Here is a 19,058-nt window from a genome sequence, read left to right as displayed (position 1 = left end):
TCCTCGGGTGGAAACTGGACCTTCAGTTATGACTTTTACCTCGTCCGCGGGCTCCATTGAACGCGGGGTATCTCAGCGGTTCCCAGTCGTCGGTATCGTTACTCCGGTTCGTAACCGGCTTCCCTGGTCCGTTGCGTTTTGTCGGATGATGGATACGCAGGACTATCCTGTCTTCAAACTCTATATCGTGGATTCGAGTTCGACCGATGGAACGCCGGCGGCGCTCGAGGCGCTTAGGTTCCCATTCCTCAAAGTTTTGCGGGCACCGGAGTCCTATTACTGGGGTGCCGCGACCAATCTTGGGGTGCGGCAGGCGCTCGATGATGGTTGCGAGTTCATCCTAACGATAAACGATGATGCGATCGTAGCGCAGGATTACCTGTCACGCCTTATGGCGTCGGTGGTCGCTACGAACGCCAAGATCGTCGGCAGTGTCATTGCGTATGTCGATGAGCCCGGCCGGCTTTGGGCTGTGGGCGCCTACAACAATTGGGCGGAGGGGGCCTTCGTCCAGCTCAATCAGGGCAACATATGGGAGGACCTGTCCGACCTGTCCGGGGATTTGGAGCTGCTTCCGGTCGACTACCTTTCCGGGAACGGCAGTTTGTTTCATCGTTCGGTCTACGAAGCTGTGGGGCTGTACAACGAAAAATGGACGCCGCATTATCACGCCGACAGCGAACTGACGATGCGCGCCGAGCGGGCGGGAATAGAGCGATGGGTTTCGCCCGCGGCACGCGTCTACAATCGCTTTTCGGAGGCTTCGGATGGAGGAACATCGGCGAGAAATCGTCGCTTCTTCTCCTTCCGTTCGGCAAACTATCTCCGGGCGACGCTGTACGTTCTTGATCAATACTGCCCAACGGATCTGAAAAGTCGCGCTCTGGTGCGATACTACGCGAAGTATCTGCGGCAGGACGACTGGCGGATCTGGTCGCGGATGGTACGGTTGGTCCGCTTTCTGGGAGCAGAGGAAGACCACCGCAGGGCCGATATCAAAAGCTTTTTCCCGCCGCTCGATCCGGTTCTCTGTGCCGCCGAAGATCTGGCGATCCTTCTCACCTTACCTGCCGGCGACTTTGTCGTGATGGCTTATGCAAACCTGCTCCGGCGGGCCGCCAGCGACGCCGAATATGCGCACTATGCGGAAATGGTCAGCAGCGGGCAGTCGCGCGCGGCTATCCTTGAAAGGTTCGTGAACAGTGGCGAGTTCATGGCTGTCCAGCCCGCGTTGCGGGGATTCCTGCTGGCGCTTTTGAGGCTCCCGAAGACCCCGAAGCGCGGCTCTGAGCGAGGCACCCTGGCACCGCGCGAAGCCTGGATCGTCGATCAGATATCCGAACACAGCCGCGTGCCCTCCGTGGCAGAAGCGGCTGGTCGCCTCGCACCCATCAAAGACGATCCCCCGGCGCTGCATGCGCACCACGGGGGACTGAAGGTGTATTTCAACATCGATATGTTATGCGTGGCGACGACCGATCCCGCCGCGGAGGCGAACGTCGCGCGCTACGTCTCCGCCCTGCTCACTCATCTGGCCCGGCTCCCGACGATCGACCTTGAGATGTTCCATTCGGCGCCGATGGCGGAGTCGTGTGCAAAGCTCATCCGCGAAGGGAAGCTTCCCGATGACCTTAGGTTCGCGCCCCCGCACGGCATTATGGCTAATGGCGTCGTCTTTTACCCCGATGTGCCGTTGGACAAGCTCGACGTGCGGTTCGACGGTCTGGGCACTGTAATGACGGTCTGCGACGTCCTTCCGCTGATCGGCCCGCAATGGTTCTCGGAGCGGGCGCTCGTCTCGTATCGCAGGCGAATGCACGCCTTGGCCACGGCGGATCACATCATTTGCATATCGAACTCGGCGGAGCAGGCCTTGAAGCAAGCTATCCCCGGTTTGACGGTCGCAACATCCGTGGTGCCGCTCGGAATCGATCGACCGGAAGCCCGCACGGCGGAGCGAGCGAAGTCAGATGTGGTGCGCACGCGCGGGGATCGTCGCCCCCGCTATGTGTTATGCGTCGGAACGACGCGACCGCGCGAAAACGTGGTCTCTGCGATCGCCGCAATGGAGCTTCTCTCACACGCCGATGTGCCCGACTGCGAGATGTGGGTGGTGGGCGAAGACGGCTGGTCTATTCCAGCGGCAGAGCTTTCGAAGCGCGCCGGAACGGCGGCGGGCCAGGTCCGGTTTCTCGGCGAGGTTGAGAATGCGGCGCTGTCGTCGCTGTACGCGGACGCGCGCTGCACCGTGTTTCCGGCGCTGGGGGACGGCTTCGGATTTCCCATTGGCGATTCCCTTGCTGCGGGAACGCCGGTGATCGCCGGTCGCGGTTCGGCGATGGCCGAGCTTTGCGGGCAGGCTGCTATTCTGGTCGATCCGATGAACACGGCCGAACTGGCCGATGCCATTCGAAGACGGATCATGGATGGCCACCCCGATGCCGTCTCCGAGAGCCAATCGCTGGACGCCGCGGACATCCGCGCGTGGGAAAAATGCGCGAGCGAGCATGCCAGCGTTTTCAAGAAGCTCGCGCGCGAGAAGGGTGCCAGATCGGCTGATTCTGGTTGTGATCCAATTGGCTGAGATGGACCATCCTGACGATTCTGCGCCGGAAGCGGGCACGTTATGTGGCGTGCTCGCCAAGCGTCGCGACCATCGATCCAATCCGACGCCGCGCGCTCCCCCGACGTTGCCAAATCGTTTGTGATCGTCCAAGAGCGGTGCGCCTGCGCCGATGGCGGAGTGAGGACCGGAAATGAAGAGCGGATTTGACGCGTTGCAGAGTCTGAATCCCGTACCCACGCTGAGTATGCCGCTTAGTCAGGAATTCATCGACTCGATGACGTCGATCGAGAAGATCTTGCAGTGGCACGACACCATATTCGTAGAAATTGCCTATCATGTCATGCTGCAGCGTCCGGCGGACACTGCCGGCAGCACCTATTACGTAGACCGATTACGACGCGGGCGTAGCCGAATTGAGGTCCTCGATCAGCTAGGCAAGTCGCCCGAGGCGAGTCCGCTTTTGGCTCGGGTGAAGGGTCTCGAGGCTGCCTTGAAGGCCTACCGAGCGTCCCGTCCGCTCTTTGCGGGATTTTGGCGGCGGTGGAAAGATCCCGAGATTGGCAATCGCGCTGCATTCGCTCGGGCGCGCGCCATGACAAATTCCCTTGAGCGCACGCGGCAGGAGATCATCCTCGCGTTCGGCGACCTTCTGGCGGCGCAGCGCGATCTGAGTCTGCTGGTCAGCCGTCAAAGCGTCGCGCCGGCCGCGAGCACCGAATCGGCGCGCACCATTCCGGTAAGCCATGTGCCGCGGGTCGTGACGATCGCCGATGTGCGAGAGATCGATTTTCACAGCAACGAACGGCGTGTGTTCCACGCTCTGCGTGTTTAGCGGGATCATATGCGGATCGTTATAGATTATCAGGGCGTGCAGACCGACAGCCGTTACCGCGGGATCGGTCGGTATGCGGCGTCCCTTGTCAAGGCAATGGTTCGCCGCGAGCCCGAGCACGACTATATCATCGTCTTGAATGGTAGGTTTTCGGCCGGCATCGAGGCGATTCGCGCGGATCTGGATTCCGTCCTTCCGCAATCCCAGATTCGCGTTTGGCATACCCCGGGGCCTGTCCAGGCTTCGGCACCGCAGGGGCGGGACCTTCGGGAAATCGCCGAGGTCCTCCGCGAGCATTATATCCGTGCGCTCGAGCCCGATGTCGTGCTGATAACAAGTCTGTTCGAGGGATTTGATGACGAAGCGGTAATATCGGTCAGGAAAAGTACGCCGGAAGTTCCTACTGCAGCTATTTTCTACGATCTCACGCCGGTATTCCTGCCGGATGCGCCGTATCGCGAGGATCCCGTGCGGCGTTCCTGGTATCGCGATCGTATCGAGAATCTCAACCGCTGCGATCTGCTCCTGGCGATCTCCGAAAGCAGCAAGACAGAGGTCGTGCACGAATTGGGTCGTGACGCATCCAGCGTCGTGAACATATTCGCGGCGCATAGCGATGCGTTCGTCGCGAAGGCGTTTTCGGACACGGAGAAGGACGATGTCCGGCGCCGTTTCGGCCTTACCAAGCCTTTCATCCTGTTCGTGGGGGGGCTGGAGCCCAACAAGAACCTGCAAGGCCTCGTCGAAGGCTTGTCGTACCTTCCGGCAACGCTCCGCAGCCAGTATCACTTCGTTTGCGTCGGCCGGCGCAACGCCGGCGAAGTCGATGCAATCCTGAACCTTGCTCCGGATCCTTCGGTGCGGGAGATGATGTCGATCGTGGGACATGTCGCCGACCAAGAATTGGTTGACCTGTATAACGCCTGCGCGCTCTTCGTCTGTCCCTCGCTGCGGGAAGGGTTTGGTTTGCCCGCGCTCGAGGCGATGGCCTGCGGGGCCCCGACGATCGTCTCCAACGCGACCAGCCTGCCCGAAATCGTGGCCAATCCGGACGCGGTTTTCGATCCGACCTCGCCGCGCGCCATCGCCGCGAAGATGACCGAGGTTCTCACCAACCCCGCGCTGCAATCCCGCTTGGCCGGGGCTGGTGCCACCCGCGCGGCACAATTGACTTGGGACGATTGCGCGAAAGAGGCATTGGCGGCGTTGGAGGCGCTCAAGACGCAGCGGCCGCTCGATCAGAGCCGCCGTGCATCAGTCGTGACCACCGGCATCTTCCGTCCAAATACCATCTCGATCCTGATGCAGAAGCTCGATCATCACGGCGATTTCATCCTCGGCCTGCCGGCAATGGCAAAACTGCGCGCGCGCTACCCCGATGCGCGGATCGACGCTGTGATCGGTAGTTGGAACAAGGATGCGGCTGAGGCCAGCGGCTTGTTCGACAACATCTATATCTTGGATTTCTTTAAGATTAAGTCGTCGGATCGCGCGCAGTTTCGCAGTGACCTGCTGAACATCACCGATGATATGCCCTATTATGATTTTGCGATCGATCTGAGGCGGCAGGACGATACGCGATTCATCCTGCTCAAATTCAATGCGCTCAAATATTTCGGCTACAAGACGGGCAAGGCGGTCATCGACAACCTGCTGACGTCCGGCCTGGAAATCTATCCCGAGAAAGCGGGCGAGCGGCGCTATTTCGAAGAAACGCACGTCTCCGAGCAAATCCTGCGTATCGTCGATGCCTTGCCGTTCGATCCGAACGACTATGTCCAGTTGCCGAAACTGGGCGTGAGCGTTCCGCAGCGCCCTGGCGCCGTAGCGATCTTTCCCCGCGTGGGACTCGACGCCCGGCAGTGGGATTCCGATCGGTTCCGGCAGCTTATCGAACGCTTGGCGGCCTCCCCTCTGATCACCGAAATCAATGTCTATGCAGGAAAGGCCGAAGAGCTCGAGCCGATCCAGGTGCCGCACCATAAGAAGATCAACCTGGGGTGCGGTTTGAAATTCGCCGACCTCCACACATCCTTGTCGGGGAACCAAGTCTGTGTCGGCAACAACAGCTTTGGTGTGCATCTCGCCAGCTATGTCGGATGCCGCACGATCGGCATATACAGCGGCCATGAGTTGCCCCAGCAATGGGGTGCCGGCTTCAACGACGCGAAGGCGATCATGATCGATGCGGCATGTGCGCCGTGTCATTTGCCCGATCGCAAAAGTTGCCCCTTCGATGTCTTCTGCCTGGAGGATATCTCGGTCAACGCGGTGTTCGATCTGGTTCTTGCGGACGTCGCCGGGAAGACCGATACAATTTACCGCTCCGAAATCACCGCGCGCAATCCAGCGAGCGCGGTTCCGGCTCTCATCAACGAGATCAACAAGCTCAAGACCATGCACACGCTCGGCACCGTGCTTCCGGAGCACAAGGTGGCCTTGGCTGCGGCGATCGCGCGCAATTTCCCGGAAAGGATGCGGCAAGGGGCTTCGATGTATGTCGACGTCTCCAATTTCCGGCGCGATGTCGACGTGCTCGATCCCAAGACGCAGTTCGAGTGGGAAGCCGTCAGCGATCTTATACGGACGTTGCGGCGCTCCCTGCCGGCTGGCCATACGGTCGTCCCGATCGCCGCCGATCGGCACGACACCGATTTCTACGAGCAGCCGTTCGAATCGATCGAGGAGATGTCGGCCTCGACGCGCAACGCGCCGGTCGTAGTGCCGTTTGCCGGCGACATTTATCTCGGCGTCGAAAGCTATCTATTTCGAAGCCAGCCGCAGTGGGATCTGATCTATAGCTGGCGCTCACAGGGGGTCTTCACGGCCTTTCTGCTTCCGGAACACGAGCTCGAGATGTGGGGGGCGGCCGCGCCTGACGACGAGCGCGCGGTGCTGTTCGAGACGTTCCTCCGTCAGGCGACGCATTTCGACGAGATCATCATGGCGGGCGCGCCCAGGCCATTGGTAGAGGCGTGGGTCCGCGAGAATGCACCGCCACGTGAGCGTCCGCTGTCGATTCAACGGGTCGATCCGATCGAAGGCAGCATTGCGGCGCAACCGCCAAGAAATGCGCTTGCGGCGGGGGCGGTCGTGCGTCTAGCCGACATCCTGACGGCAAGATCCAGCCCTCGCTCCAATCGCCGGGCCAGCGCAAATGTCGCTGCGGTGGCAAACTAAGGGTTTATCATGGCGACTGTTTCTTCAGGTTCCCCGATCGCCGTTGAGATTGCCGGGACCATCGCGTCGCTCCAAACGGCCTTCACGCCCGAATATTGCAGCGCGATCGATCGGGCCGCCGAGGCGCTAACCGAGGTTCTGCGGCATGGCGGCAAGGTCCTCATCATGGGGAACGGCGGATCGGCCGCCGATGCCCAGCACATCGCGGCGGAACTCGTCGGCCGCTACAAGGTCAAGCGCAAAGCGCTTGCGGCTATAGCGCTCACCACCGACAGTTCGATCCTCACCGCGTGGAGCAACGATTACAACTACGACACGGTGTTCAGCCGTCAGGTCGAGGCCTTGGCGCGGCCTGGCGACATCGTTTGGGGGATCTCGACCTCGGGCAATTCGCGCAATGTGGTTGCAGCATTCGAGAGCGCTCGCGCGATCGGCGCGACAACCTTAGGGATGTTGGGTCGGGACGGCGGCCGGCTGTTGCCGTTGAGCGATGTGGCGATGGTCGTCCCGCTCGCCGCGACCGATCAGATCCAGGCCGCGCATCTGCTGACCTACCATGCGCTCTGCTCGCACCTGGACACCGAATTTCAGTGACGCTTCGCGACGCGATCAGGGATCTGCGCATCATCGTCGTCGGCGACGTGATGCTCGATGAATATTGGTTTGGTGACGTCCAGCGGATTTCGCCGGAGGCGCCGGTGCCGATCGTACGGATCGCACGGTCCGAAGAACGGCCGGGCGGCGCAGCAAACGTAGCGCGCAATATCGTCGCGCTGGGCGCCAGCGCAACGCTCCTTTCGGTTGTCGGTGCGGACAGTGCGGCCGATCGACTGCGTACGGTTCTTACCGAGGCGGGGATCGATCACCGTCTTCAGACCGACCCGCACATCCGCACCACCGTCAAGCTTCGCGTGATCGGGCAGCAGCAGCAGATGTTGCGTATCGATTTCGAGGATGCGCCATCGCGCGAAGTGCTCGACCAGAAGAGAGCGGAGTTCGAACAAAGTCTCGATGCTGCCGACCTGGTCGTGTTCTCCGACTATCGCAAGGGTGCCCTCGAGCATGTCGAGGAACTGATCCGGCGTGTGCGGGCGCGCGGCAAGCCGGTCCTGGTCGACCCCAAGGGCGACGAATATGGTCGGTACACCGGCGCGACCGTGCTCACCCCGAACCGTGCGGAATTTACCGCGGTTGCAGGAAGCTGGAACACCCAGGAGGAGTTCGAAAGCAAGGCGCAGGCTCTACGTCGGCATCTGGAGCTCGACGCCTTGCTCGTGACGATGAGCGAGCAGGGCATGATGCTCGTTCGCGAGGGCTCCGTCCTCCACAGGCCGGCGCAGGCACGCGAGGTGTTCGACGTGTCTGGCGCCGGCGATACCGTTATTGCCGCGCTGGCGGTCATGCTTGCAGCGGGCGCGACATGGGAGCGGACCGTCGATTTCGCCAACGCTGCGGCCGGGATCGTCGTCAGCAAGCTTGGGACGTCGGTCGCAACCTTCGAGGAGGTCGCTTCCGTGTTCGAGGATATCGAGGCTTGGTCGGTGTCCGCATGACGTTCGGGGATAAGATCCTCGCCGGCGACACCTTGACCCGCGCAGTGCGCGATATCGGTAGGCCGCTGGTTTTCACCAATGGCGTGTTCGATCTGCTGCACCGCGGCCATGTGGAATATTTAGCCGATGCCCGGGCCCTCGGCGCGGCCCTCCTTGTCGGCTTGAACAGCGATCTCTCCGCCCGGCTGCTGGGCAAGGGAAGCGATCGCCCTATCAACGGTGAGCGCGATCGCGCCATCATGTTGGCGGCATTGGAAGCGGTGAGCTTCGTCTGCCTCTTCGACGACCGGACCCCGTTGGCGCTGATCGAGCAGGTCCGACCCGATATCTATGTGAAGGGTGGTGATTACGACGTCGCTGCGCTTCCCGAAACTGCGCTTGTCCAATCGTGGGGCGGGCGGGCGCAGGCTATCGCGCTCCGGCCGGGGTATTCGACAACGAAGCTGGTCGAGCGCATCCGCAAGTTCCCGGCGTGATCGCGACCGAGCGGGCGCTCTTCCTCGACCGCGACGGCGTGCTGAATTTCGATTCCGGATATGTCGGGACGATCGACCGCTTCGAGATCATCCCCGGCGTTGCCGACGCGCTCGTGAAGGCGATGCGGCTCGGCTACCGGCTCATCGTCGTTACCAATCAATCGGGGATCGCGCGCGGCTATTATACGGCTGCGGACTATGTCCGCGTGGAACGGCATATGGTGGCGGTGTTCGCCGCGCTGGGCGTCCAATTCACCGGTATCTATCACTGCCCGCATCATCCCGATGGCGTGGTGCCCGACCTGGCGTTTGCCTGCGACTGCCGCAAGCCGGGCCCGGGGTTGCTCCTGCAGGCTTGTGCCGACCATGCAATCGACCCGCTCCGCTCGATCATGGTGGGCGATCGCCCGAGTGATCTGGCGGCGGGCAAAGCGGCAGGGGTCGGCCATCGCTTCCTGATTGGTAAGCCGACGAGCGCGGAAGGTGCGGCGTTCGTTTCCTTGGCGGACCTTATCGATTCGGCCACTTTCGAAGCGATGGCGCGTTCGGCTTGACGCTGCCGTCGCGCGATCGTCGAGCCCCCGCGTGTCTCACTGCAACGGTAGTGAGACCTTGCGGATCTGCTGATTGCGAAAGACGCTGATCACCATCGACCCTTGCCATTGCCGTGCCTTGGCCGTGGCGATCAGAGAAGACGCTGCCGTCACCGCTTGGGCGAGAATGTCTGTCGTGCCCTCGATCGTCAGAATAACGTCCCCTGGCCGCAACCCCGACGTTGCCGCGGCGCTGTCCGGTTTGACGGATAGCACGAGCACCCCGACTTGCTTGGCGAGTCCGGCGGCCGATTGCTCGCCCAACGTGCTGACCGTCTTGACCATCATCCCAGCGAAGGCGCGCGGGGCACCGCGCTGTGCGGGGGCGGGGGCAAGTTCGGGCTTGGGGAATGCGGGGCGTTCCGCGAGCGCGCGCAGTCGCTGCGGACGGACCCCGAAATCGCCCATTGCGATGTTGTGGTATCCAATCCGAATGGCCGGGGACGTCGGACGCACGGCGTAATCGCCCGGTCTCGACGAAATGAACTGGGGATCGCCGGATAGCGAATGCAGATCCGTCTCATTGCTCTGCGCCGTTTTCAGATCGGACGCGGTGACGAACAGATTGAAGTCGACCGCCTTCCCCCAGCGCTTGATGATCACAGGCTGATATCCCGCCATCACGATATTGTGCTCGAAGACATCGTTGCTGTTGGTAAACCACATGTGTGGATGAAAGCTGTTGTTGAGGATGATGTTGTTGCGCGCAGTACGATCGAAGCCCTCGCGGAGCTTCAATCCGCCAGCGAGCAGGAGATTGTCTTCTATCAAATAATTTGTCGAGCCATCATCAAGGTCGATATCCCAGCCGTGATCGGAGCGGAAGCGATTATGGCGCAACACGATTGTCTCGAGCGTATCCAGCCGGACGATCGCCCGGTCGGCGGTCGTGGCACGTTCCATCGCGGGACGATCGCTCTGCCAATAGCGGTCTCGCCCCCAACTGTTGAACGCTCCATGGTCGCTGCTTTCGCGTACCGTGTCGAACACATCGTTGTTGGTGATTCGATGTCCACCCCAATTGCCATCGCCGATATTGATCCCGGCGCGGGGCACGCGATAGATGCTGTTGTGGTCAATTGTGATCCGCGCCGACATCGCGATCTCGACGCCCGCGGACTGCTTTTCGATCGTGCCGACGTCGTGGATCAGATTGTCCTGCGCGATGCTATCCGCCGGATATTGATCTGATCTCGGGCCGGTCGTTCGATCGATATCGGCCCGCAACTGGCCATCAGCGGGGGGAGGGGGGGGCAACCGTACCGCTTGGGGTTCTCCGACAAACGAGATCGCGCTCGCGCCGATTTGATCGATCAGGTTGCGGCGGATCGACACGCCGCGGGCATGCCCGCTAACGACAATCGCATTGCCGCCGAGGTCATGAAACTTGTCGTCTTCGATTCCGATGCGTTCCGCATCGGTAATAAAGAGCGCGCCACCCCGATAGAACCTCCAGTCGGACCGAAGCAGCGGTTCGGTCGATTTGAGGAAGGTCGGCTCGGTCCCGCGAAAGCCGATGCCGGCGATGCGTATGTTATGCGCCGGTGCCCCTGGCGCGCCGACGATCTGGATCAGCGATTCGGCGGTGCTGGCACGGAAGCCAAGGGGCGGAGGCGACGCGTCCCGGACGGGCGGCTTGAAGTAAAGCCAATTTTGCCCGACGTCGTGATACCATTCACCGGGCGCGTCGAGTTCCTCGCGAATGTTTTCGACGAAGCGCTCGGTGATGCTTGGCGAGGTACTTGGGGCGTTCCCAACGGCCGGACCGAGACGAAGCGTGCCATCTGCATTCTTTCCGAGGATCGGAATATGGACACTCCCCCAGCGGCTGCTGTGGAGGGCCTGAACGATCCCGCCGGCAGGGTTCTTCCAGCGCGCGATCCGCTCCGCAGACGTCGCGTCGGCCGATACCCCGCCGAGCGGGAGTTTCGCCGGATCGTAATTTGGATAGCGGGCGCGGGGCAGCAGGCGATCGGCGTACCACAGTCGCTGGAACGGCGCCGTCTCCAAGTGCGCGCGCCAGATACCATCAGGCTGTCGTTCCCATTTTAGGGGAGGAAGGGCCCGTGATCCATCAAACTCGACCTTGGCGCCAGCGATCCCCTCGATCGTGAAGGGATGAGACGCGGTTCCGGACGTTGCCGCGCTCAGCAATAACGGGTGATCCAACGCGTATCGCCCCGACGCGACGCGAATAACGCGAACGTTGTTCACATGGACCGCGTCAATCGCCTGGTAGAGCTCGGCAGATGAATGCACCACGATAGTCGACCCCGTTTCGGTATCTTCCGATAGCGCCGGTCCGGCATAGCAAAAAAGCGTCGATGCCAGCGTGATGAGCAGTGCTGCCGCACATGAACCGAACCGAGTTCTCATATTCAACTGAAAGTCTCCGCGGTGGTTCTTGGCTGTCGCATCAGCCGTCACATCATAAATGCCGCCTGCGGGAGGGGCTGGTGTCTAAATAGAGTGCCTGCTGCGGCATTAATAGGGCTCGCGCGGTGTAACGGGATAGCATGGGCCAGCGCGGTCGGGTTGACGTTCGCACGCGACGGTGCGCGGCGCGTCTGTGCGATGACGATGCGGGCAACCGTTCGCCCCGCGACCGAAGCGCATCCGACCAGCTTTGCAAGCGGTTTTGGACGAATTGCTATGCTGCGCAAAAACGGGCAAGGACCGGTACTTGGCTAAGAGTCTTGACCGTTGGATCTCGGTAGTTGGTAACGTTCTACGACGGGCTGGCCTGCGGAGATTGCCAATGGCCCAAGCCTTGACGTCGAAACCAGTTATGCCGATAGCGGCGCGCGACGCAGCAGATCTAATTGGAGCGGTGCATGCAGGACGTGATTTGGATTGCCGGGCATCGAGGGATGGTGGGCAGCGCCGTTGTCCGCGCTCTGGAAAATGAAGGGCGCAAAGTCCTTACGGTAAGCCGGCAGGAACTCGACCTTAGCGATCAGGACGCCGTTCATGCCTGGGTCAACAAGAATAAGCCGACATCGATCATCTTTTGCGCCGCCAAGGTGGGCGGGATCATGGCGAACGACACGCAGCCAGTCGATTTTCTGTATGACAATTTGTGCATTCAGAACAATGTCATCCACGCCGCGCATAAAGCCGACGTCGATCGTCTGGTCTTTCTGGGATCGTCGTGCATCTATCCAAAGTTCGCCGAGCAGCCGATCAAGGAAACCAGCCTCCTGACGGGTGCGCTCGAACCTACCAACGAATGGTATGCGATCGCCAAAATCGCCGGTATCAAGCTATGCCAAGCCTATATGCGCCAATATGGTCGCAAATACGTCTCAGTCATGCCCTGCAATCTCTATGGGCCTGGCGATAACTTCGATTTGAAAACCAGCCATGTCTTGCCGGCTTTGATCCGCAAGGTTCTCCTGGCAAAAACGCGAGGTGAGGAAACCCTCGAAGTCTGGGGTTCGGGGGCTCCACTGCGCGAATTCATGCATGTCGATGACTTGGCCGCTGGTGTTGTTTTCTGTCACGACAATTATTTTGAATATGAGCATATCAACTGCGGCAGCGAGGCCGAAGTCACCATTCGGCAGTTGGCGGAGACGATCGCCTCGGAGGTCGGGTTTACGGGCAGGCTGGTTTTCGATGCGAGCAAGCCAGATGGCACGCCGCGCAAGGTCATGGACTCGCATCGCCTGCGCGACATGGGATGGTCGCACAAGATCGAGCTGCGCGACGGTATTCGCTCGACGATCGAGTGGTTCCTGAAGAACGCTCCCGCAGCTCAGCAGGTCTGATGGGTCGCGCCCGCGCCGCGCTTCGTCCGGAAGCGCCGCCGGCGCGGCTTCACAACGCCTGGACGCCGCAGAAAGCCGGAAGGCTTGCCCTATAGCGCAGCTTGGCTCGCGCACTTTTCCTGTCGGCATGATACCGCTTTGCTGACCGATATTCGAGGCTTGGCCGGGGCATGACCGTAATTCTGAAACGCGATGCGCTGATCGAAGGCTGGGTGAACGTAACGCGCGTCGAGATGTTGCTGGCTGATGGCGCGATCGTCGAACGTCATGTCGAGGATCACGGCGCGGGTGCCGTCGTGTTGCCCTACGACCCGATCCGGAAGGTCGCATTGCTGATCAGGCAGCCCCGGGCGGCGGTTCTCATCAGTGGGGACGAGCCGCCGTTGGAGGCGATCGCCGGGCGACTGGACGGCTTGGACCCAGAGACCTGCGCGCGGCGCGAGGCGCTGGAAGAGGGTGGCGTGGCTTTGCTTGAACTCGAGTCCGTCGTCCATCTCTGGTCTATGCCATCGATCTCCACCGAACGGCTGCATCTTTTTCTTGCTCCCTACGACACTGCGATGCGTGTCGGTCCGGGCGGGGGGTGTGCCGAAGAGCATGAAAATATTGTGGCGTACGAGATTCCCCTCGCGCAGCTAGCGGTCGACGCCGCCGCCGGTCGGCTGACCGACGCCAAAACGCTGATCCTCGTGCAGGCCCTACAGCTGCGACACGCGGGTGCTTTCTAGCCTCGAGCCGACGCTCCCATCGGCGCCAGACACATTCAGCCACAGGGCAGGCTGCGGGCGAACGTCGTAAGGTGGTTGAAGCGCCGCCTGCTTCGGCGAGGCGGGGTTTTGCGTTCGAGAATTGCGAAGCGGCCGTATGCGATGAGCTCACGGGGGCTGCTCGCGCTGGCGCCTGCCGTGCGAGCTTGGCGCGTGAGCGCAAAGCGTGTCGGCTTTGGAGTTTTGGCTATCAAAAAATCGCGGACGATTGTAGGGCATCGAACGAAGCCGAATGGGAAATCGCGCTATACGTATCGCCAAATAGGCGGCGTGCGGTCGGTGGGGGCGTCGCATTCCGTTTGCAACGGTGTCGCGCCGATCTGCTTACGGATTTACGATCGAAGTGAAGTTGCACCCGTATTTGTACGGGTTTGATATCTCGGGATGGGAAAGTCAAAAATGCTGATTTGTCGACTCGAATGATGGCCGTCCAGCTCCTTCGCCCAGGTCTTGCGTTGATTCCGGACACTTCTTCAATATGCCTGCGTATAGGTTCGGTCGATCAGGTGGGGGCGGGTTACTTGTGAATCGGACGTACTCTTGTCGGTTGGTCGTTGGCGATTGTCGCCCGTCGGAACGCCGGATGCCGATCATCCGGGCATCGACAGGGCGGCCTTATAGGCCCAAGTCGATGGCGTGCGAGCCGAGCGCCACGAACGTAGACCGTGACGCATTTGTATTTTGTTGTTGCCTAAATGCAGTAAAAATAAGTTTTACATATCAATCTATCAAATAATCGCTAATGTGCCTACCGAGGGGGCTCGTGTTTGGCGCTGATTCGACATGCTCGTGATACTTTAATTATTGATAAAATAGAGCTGTAAAATAAGAGCAGTATTGCAGGCGTTAGTCTAATTGACGAAGTTGTCGGTATACTTTTTCGGGGGTTTGCAAGGGGTATAGTGTGCGATTTGCGATTGTAACGCCGACACTTCAATCGGAGATGTATCTGAGCGATACAATTCGTTCTGTTATTTTCCAGTCCGGTGATTTTGATATCAGCTATGTCGTGAGAGACGGCGGGTCGTCGGACGGGACGGCCGGAATAGTGCGGCAGTGGCAAGCTTTCGTAAAGCGATCGCCCGGGCTATTGAACTGCCGCAGCGTGGAATTGCTGTACGAGAGCGGTGCCGACACGGGGATGTACGACGCCTTGAACAAGGGATTCGAGCGCCTATCGGTGAGCGCCCCCGACGCGATGACCTGGATCAATTCGGATGATATGCTGGCTCCCGGAGCCCTTGCAACGGTCGCATCGGCGTTCAATGGTTTGCCTGATGCGGAATTGGTGGGGGGACGGGCTGCCTGGCTCAATGGCGATGGCGAGAACATGGGCGTGGCGCCCGTGATGGGCTTTGCGCGCGCGTTTCTCGCGGCCGGGCTTCACGATGGGCGCAAACGACCCTTTGTTATGCAGGAAGGGACGTTTTGGAAGCGGCGCGTGTGGGAGGAGGTCGGGGGTCTCGACCCGACGCTCAGGCTTGCGGGGGATTGGGATCTCTGGCGGAAGATGGCGCGCACGACGGAGTATATCGCTCTGGATGCCCTGATCGCGTACCACCGGCGGCGGCCGGGCCAATTGTCCGAAAACATCACCAAATATCACGTCGAAATCGATGCGGTGCTCGATCGAAGCGGGCGCGCCGATTATGAAGCCCTAGCTGAGGGCTATGAAAGCGACGGTCAGTCGGCGCCCGCGGAGAGCCGTCCGCAGCCCGTGATGGCGCCTGTCGGCAAATATCGGCCGGACTTGCGAAACTGGACGAAGATCATGTCGCTCGTCGGGCAGGGCCCGGCACCGCGACTGTACAGCGATGGCGGCGCGGCGACGGCCTTGCGCGGGCGGGTGGTGGACGGGATGGGGGCGCCTGAGGGGCCCTTTCCCGAATTCGACCTTCCCAGTGGCGTGCGATGGGTCCAGGCGGGTGAGGCGACGGTCGCCTTCGAGGTAAGCGACCCCGGCAGGTATCTCGTGCGTTTGCAGTGTCGGTCGATCTATGATCAAACGAACGTGCGCATTCGGTCGCACGGCAGGCTTCTTTACGAGGCGACAATACCGGCGAGCTTGGAGAGCCAGAGCCACGAGCTCCTCTTTCCTGTCGTCTTCGAGCGTGGTAGGAACGACCTTGCGATCCTTCCCGAGCACCCGCTTGCAAGTCCCGACCTGCGGCTTTTGTATATCGATGTGCTCGCATGGCATGTCGATGGGCCTGCTTCCGCCTCCGCGTTTTCTGCAGATTCCAACGCGAATCGCAGTGCGAATGATGGCGAATGGCGGGCCAATGTCTCGGCTGGCGCGCGTTTCGAGTCCGGCAACGAAGGGGGGGGCGGTCTCGAAATATTCAGTGATCGTACAGGTCCCCGGACCATACAACTTCAGATATTGCGGAATTCTACCGGGGCGCGTGATTTTCGAGCTACGATCTCTGGAATGACGTCAGGATGGACCAAGGCGATCGACGCGGGGAATGAGGCCGCTCTGACCGTTGCTTTCGAAGGATTTTTTTTCGCCGGGCGTACTGTCATGCGGATCGAAGCAAGAGATGTAGCAGGATCGGACGATTTTTCGGTCAAAGACATCGCCTTTACTGATCAATAGGATAACCATAGGAGATCTTAATGCGGGTTTGCTTTGTAGACCACAGCTATCATAATAAGACGCGGTCAACACAGTTCGTGTTCAACGCTCTCAAAAAGATCAGCGAAAAAGTAGACGAATTTCCGATTTTTCCGGGCGTTTCTCTGGCTGACGAGGATGCGCTCGTTGAGGAATTGGCGCAATCGGATTACGATCACTACGTTTTTTTCCAAACGGAAGACATTGCAAACCGCCTAATTGATCTCGATCTGGGCAGGTTTACGATCATTCCTATGTACGACGGCGCGGTTGGTCGATCTGACGCTTTTTGGCAACAGTTCCTCGGCGCCCAGTTTATTTCGTTTTCTCGGACGTTGCATGAGCAATTGACTGAGCTCGAATGCAACTCGGCGTATTTCCAATATATTCCCCCGATCGATCCCAGCGCAACCGAACGGTCCACGATAAATCGGCGTGATGCGTTCTTCTGGGAACGTCGGCCGGACTCGCCGCTAAACCTCTTGCTTGTCGAATCGCTGTGCCAGCAATTGGGCGTTAGCGCGCTCCATGTGCATTTAGCGCCCGACCCTGTCGAGAAGCACATTATTACGCCGCCTGCGTCGGAGCCGGGCAGCTCCGGCGCAGCGATGACGTATTCGACGTCGACTTGGTTCAAGGATCACAAGGAATACGCTTCGATCTCGGGGCTTCCGCTTTTCTTCTTCGCGCCGCGCGTGCGCGAAGGTATCGGCATGGCCACCTTGGAGGCGATGTCGCGCGGGCAGATCGTCGTAGCCCCGGACGTGCCGACCATGAACGAATATCTGTCCCATGGGGTCAGCGGCATCCTTTACGACATAGGCGACCCGAAGATCGAGACGAAGTTCTCGGACGCCGACCTCGTAAGCATCAGTCGCGGAGCAATTCGCAAAGCGCGGTCGGTGCGCGCGGAATGGGATCACGATCAGGACAGATTCGAGAGCTATCTCTCGAATGACGGTCGGCGGTGGAGCACGCCGGACTTCTCGAGCCATTTCGTGAACAAGTTGCGTCGGGCCGCGAGCGCAAGACGATGGGGTTAAGCCCCGCCTTGTGCGATCGGAACGATCACGGAGTCCTGCGCTAATGAAGTTTAGTATTGTAACCGTTGCTCTCAATGCAGCGGATGATCTCCCGTTGACTATTGAAAGCGTGCTGCAGCAATCGTTCAAGGACTATGAATATATCGTCATCGATGGCGGCAGCTGGGACGACACGCCTGCGGTTCTGGCTCCTTACAAGGACTCGATATCGCGCGTCGTCAGGATCGAGGATGCAGGTATTTTCGCTGCTATGAACGATGCTTTGGAGTTCTGCAGCGGAGACTACGTCCTGTTCCTTAATGCCAAAGACAGATTCTACTCGTCCGAGGTGCTATCGACGATCGCCGCGGCGATGCGCGACGATGCGGACGTGGTATTCGGCGACCATGTGTACGTAAACGGACGTCGCCACCATCTTCATAAGGCGGCGCGCTTCGATCTCACGTTCCACGCCTTGGAGGCCGGCGATGTCGACCATCGCTGGCATAGCCGGATACCGGGCCATCAGGCAACGTTCACCCGCATTTCGCTATTGCGCAGGCTGCGCTATGATACGCGTCTCGAGATCTGCGCGGATCACGACTTCATGTTTCGCGCCTTTGCGCAGGGCGCCTCGTTCCAACATATCGACGAAACGGTTTGTCATTATATGGCAGGCGGCTTTTCGGCACTGCGAAGCGAGCGGCTCCGGCAGGAGTTTTCACGGACCTATCGCAAATTCTCGCGCAAGCCGGCCGTCGTCGACCGCTTGTTCTACGGCGAATCGCTCTCTCCGTTTGCCCGGCATACACCGAAGACCGGGCTTCCGCTGACTGGTGTTGGGTCAAGCGAAGGGCCGTACCCCGATCTGGGCATTCCTACGCAGATATCGTGGTGCAGCGGCAAGGGCTTTGAATTCGTCTCGCCGAATGACGCCGAGTCCATCGGCTGTTCTATTGGTCTTTTCAACGTATTTCCAGACCAAACGGTGATTATCAGGTGTGGCGAACAAGACTTGGCCGAATTCGCGATCCCGTTGGGATACGCGAGCTTTGACGTCGGATTTCTGACTGCGGTTCCGCCGTCGTCGCACATCCTCGTCTCCACGTCGCGACGCGGTCGGCTCTCGCCCGGGGATGATCGTTTTGTCTCGGTGGCGCTTGGGCCGTTGACCTTTAACAGGCTTCCGAATCCCGGACTGGGAAACAGCTATGACGCCGCTTTGGGTGTGGGTAGCTATCGCGTTAAGGAATTGGGGCCTGATTTTGAAGCGATGTTTCTCACGTCGGGATGGGGAGATGTTAATGGAGATCATGTCCGCTCGCTAGGGTCGGCATCGATCATCGCGCTGCGCGTGCAAAAGCAAGTCTCCGAAATTTCCCTGCAGCTGAGCGGGGATCCCCATCTCAATTCGGAGATGCGCGGCGTGATTTTGCGCATCAATGGCGTGCGCCACGATAGCGTCATGCTCGAGGCTGTCGCCACGACGACACGTTTCAAGATACCGCCCGCAGCATCTTCGTCGACCGATCGTGTGGTCGTTATCAGGCTCGAGCCGCTGTTGACGGACACGCTGTCTCTCGAGAGTCGCGAGCCTGGCGTTTGCCTTTTCGCAATCGACTTGACGTAAGCGCTGCGTCGAACTGCGGGGCCCTGTAGCCGGGCTTCGCCGCTAACTGCGA

The 19,058-nt window shown here is 60.1% G+C and carries 13 protein-coding genes; 12 read left to right on the top strand and 1 reads right to left on the bottom strand.

Features of this window, described 5'->3' with window-relative positions; all coding sequences use genetic code 11:
• Positions 1–28: 28 nt before the first annotated feature.
• From EAH76_RS16550 to EAH76_RS16520, 7 genes are all read left to right on the top strand, one after another.
• A complete protein-coding gene (locus EAH76_RS16550; RefSeq protein ID WP_140851390.1) occupies positions 29–2,584 on the top strand; it encodes a glycosyltransferase in 2,556 nt (851 codons plus the stop codon).
• A 172-nt stretch (positions 2,585–2,756) separates the two neighbouring features.
• Complete coding sequence (locus tag EAH76_RS16545; RefSeq protein WP_140851389.1) at positions 2,757–3,398, top strand: DUF4214 domain-containing protein; 642 nt, start codon at positions 2,757–2,759, stop codon at positions 3,396–3,398.
• 9 nt (positions 3,399–3,407) lie between these two features.
• Positions 3,408–6,578, top strand: a complete 3,171-nt coding sequence (locus tag EAH76_RS16540) for a glycosyltransferase (protein WP_140851388.1) — start codon at positions 3,408–3,410, stop codon at positions 6,576–6,578.
• A gap of 9 nt (positions 6,579–6,587) precedes the next feature.
• Complete coding sequence (locus EAH76_RS24320) at positions 6,588–7,172, top strand: D-sedoheptulose-7-phosphate isomerase (protein ID WP_140851387.1); 585 nt, start codon at positions 6,588–6,590, stop codon at positions 7,170–7,172.
• The gene (gene rfaE1, locus EAH76_RS16530) at positions 7,169–8,131 is read left to right on the top strand and encodes a D-glycero-beta-D-manno-heptose-7-phosphate kinase (RefSeq protein ID WP_241659751.1); all 963 of its coding nucleotides are present in this window, start codon (positions 7,169–7,171) and stop codon (positions 8,129–8,131) included. The genes EAH76_RS24320 and rfaE1 overlap by 4 nt, the downstream gene beginning before the upstream one ends.
• Positions 8,113–8,607, top strand: a complete 495-nt coding sequence (gene rfaE2, locus EAH76_RS16525; protein ID WP_206667904.1) for a D-glycero-beta-D-manno-heptose 1-phosphate adenylyltransferase — start codon at positions 8,113–8,115, stop codon at positions 8,605–8,607. The genes rfaE1 and rfaE2 overlap by 19 nt, the downstream gene beginning before the upstream one ends.
• Positions 8,604–9,161: a D-glycero-alpha-D-manno-heptose-1,7-bisphosphate 7-phosphatase gene (locus EAH76_RS16520; RefSeq protein ID WP_140851386.1), complete on the top strand. Its 558-nt coding sequence runs from the start codon at positions 8,604–8,606 to the stop codon at positions 9,159–9,161. Before rfaE2 ends, EAH76_RS16520 begins: the two co-directional genes overlap by 4 nt.
• Positions 9,162–9,197: 36 nt before the next feature.
• On the opposite strand, the gene EAH76_RS16515 is transcribed toward EAH76_RS16520, so the two are convergent.
• Positions 9,198–11,627, bottom strand: coding sequence for a PDZ domain-containing protein (locus EAH76_RS16515; protein WP_140851385.1), 2,430 nt, complete (start codon positions 11,625–11,627; stop codon positions 9,198–9,200).
• A gap of 407 nt (positions 11,628–12,034) precedes the next feature.
• Here EAH76_RS16515 and EAH76_RS16510 point away from each other — a divergent pair, with 407 nt between their 5' ends.
• The 5 genes from EAH76_RS16510 (at position 12,035) to EAH76_RS16490 (ending at position 19,006) form a co-directional block, all read left to right on the top strand.
• A complete protein-coding gene (locus EAH76_RS16510) occupies positions 12,035–12,970 on the top strand; it encodes a GDP-L-fucose synthase family protein (RefSeq protein ID WP_140851384.1) in 936 nt (311 codons plus the stop codon).
• 170 nt (positions 12,971–13,140) lie between these two features.
• Complete coding sequence (locus EAH76_RS16505) at positions 13,141–13,698, top strand: NUDIX domain-containing protein (RefSeq protein WP_140851383.1); 558 nt, start codon at positions 13,141–13,143, stop codon at positions 13,696–13,698.
• Between the two features lie 943 nt (positions 13,699–14,641).
• The gene (locus EAH76_RS16500) at positions 14,642–16,336 is read left to right on the top strand and encodes a glycosyltransferase (protein WP_140851382.1); all 1,695 of its coding nucleotides are present in this window, start codon (positions 14,642–14,644) and stop codon (positions 16,334–16,336) included.
• A gap of 77 nt (positions 16,337–16,413) precedes the next feature.
• Entirely contained in the window at positions 16,414–17,397 is a 984-nt protein-coding gene (locus tag EAH76_RS16495; protein WP_161989071.1) for a glycosyltransferase, read from the top strand.
• 43 nt (positions 17,398–17,440) lie between these two features.
• Entirely contained in the window at positions 17,441–19,006 is a 1,566-nt protein-coding gene (locus EAH76_RS16490) for a glycosyltransferase family 2 protein (protein ID WP_140851380.1), read from the top strand.
• Positions 19,007–19,058 lie beyond the last annotated feature (52 nt).

Source organism: Sphingomonas glacialis (assembly GCF_006439055.1).
Lineage (GTDB): Bacteria > Pseudomonadota > Alphaproteobacteria > Sphingomonadales > Sphingomonadaceae > Sphingomonas > Sphingomonas glacialis_A.
The sequence above is the reverse complement of the archived record's forward strand: the minus strand, read 5'-3'. Positions and strand labels throughout refer to the sequence as shown.

Excerpts from the sequence above, each read along its gene's own strand:
- EAH76_RS16550 (WP_140851390.1), top strand. The coding sequence starts at position 29 with ATGACTTTTACCTCGTCCGCGGGCTCCATTGAACGCGGGGTATCTCAG.
- EAH76_RS16545 (WP_140851389.1), top strand. The coding sequence starts at position 2,757 with ATGAAGAGCGGATTTGACGCGTTGCAGAGTCTGAATCCCGTACCCACG.
- EAH76_RS16540 (WP_140851388.1), top strand. The coding sequence starts at position 3,408 with ATGCGGATCGTTATAGATTATCAGGGCGTGCAGACCGACAGCCGTTAC.
- EAH76_RS24320 (WP_140851387.1), top strand. The coding sequence starts at position 6,588 with ATGGCGACTGTTTCTTCAGGTTCCCCGATCGCCGTTGAGATTGCCGGG.
- EAH76_RS16510 (WP_140851384.1), top strand. The coding sequence starts at position 12,035 with ATGCAGGACGTGATTTGGATTGCCGGGCATCGAGGGATGGTGGGCAGC.
- EAH76_RS16505 (WP_140851383.1), top strand. The coding sequence starts at position 13,141 with ATGACCGTAATTCTGAAACGCGATGCGCTGATCGAAGGCTGGGTGAAC.
- EAH76_RS16490 (WP_140851380.1), top strand. The coding sequence starts at position 17,441 with ATGAAGTTTAGTATTGTAACCGTTGCTCTCAATGCAGCGGATGATCTC.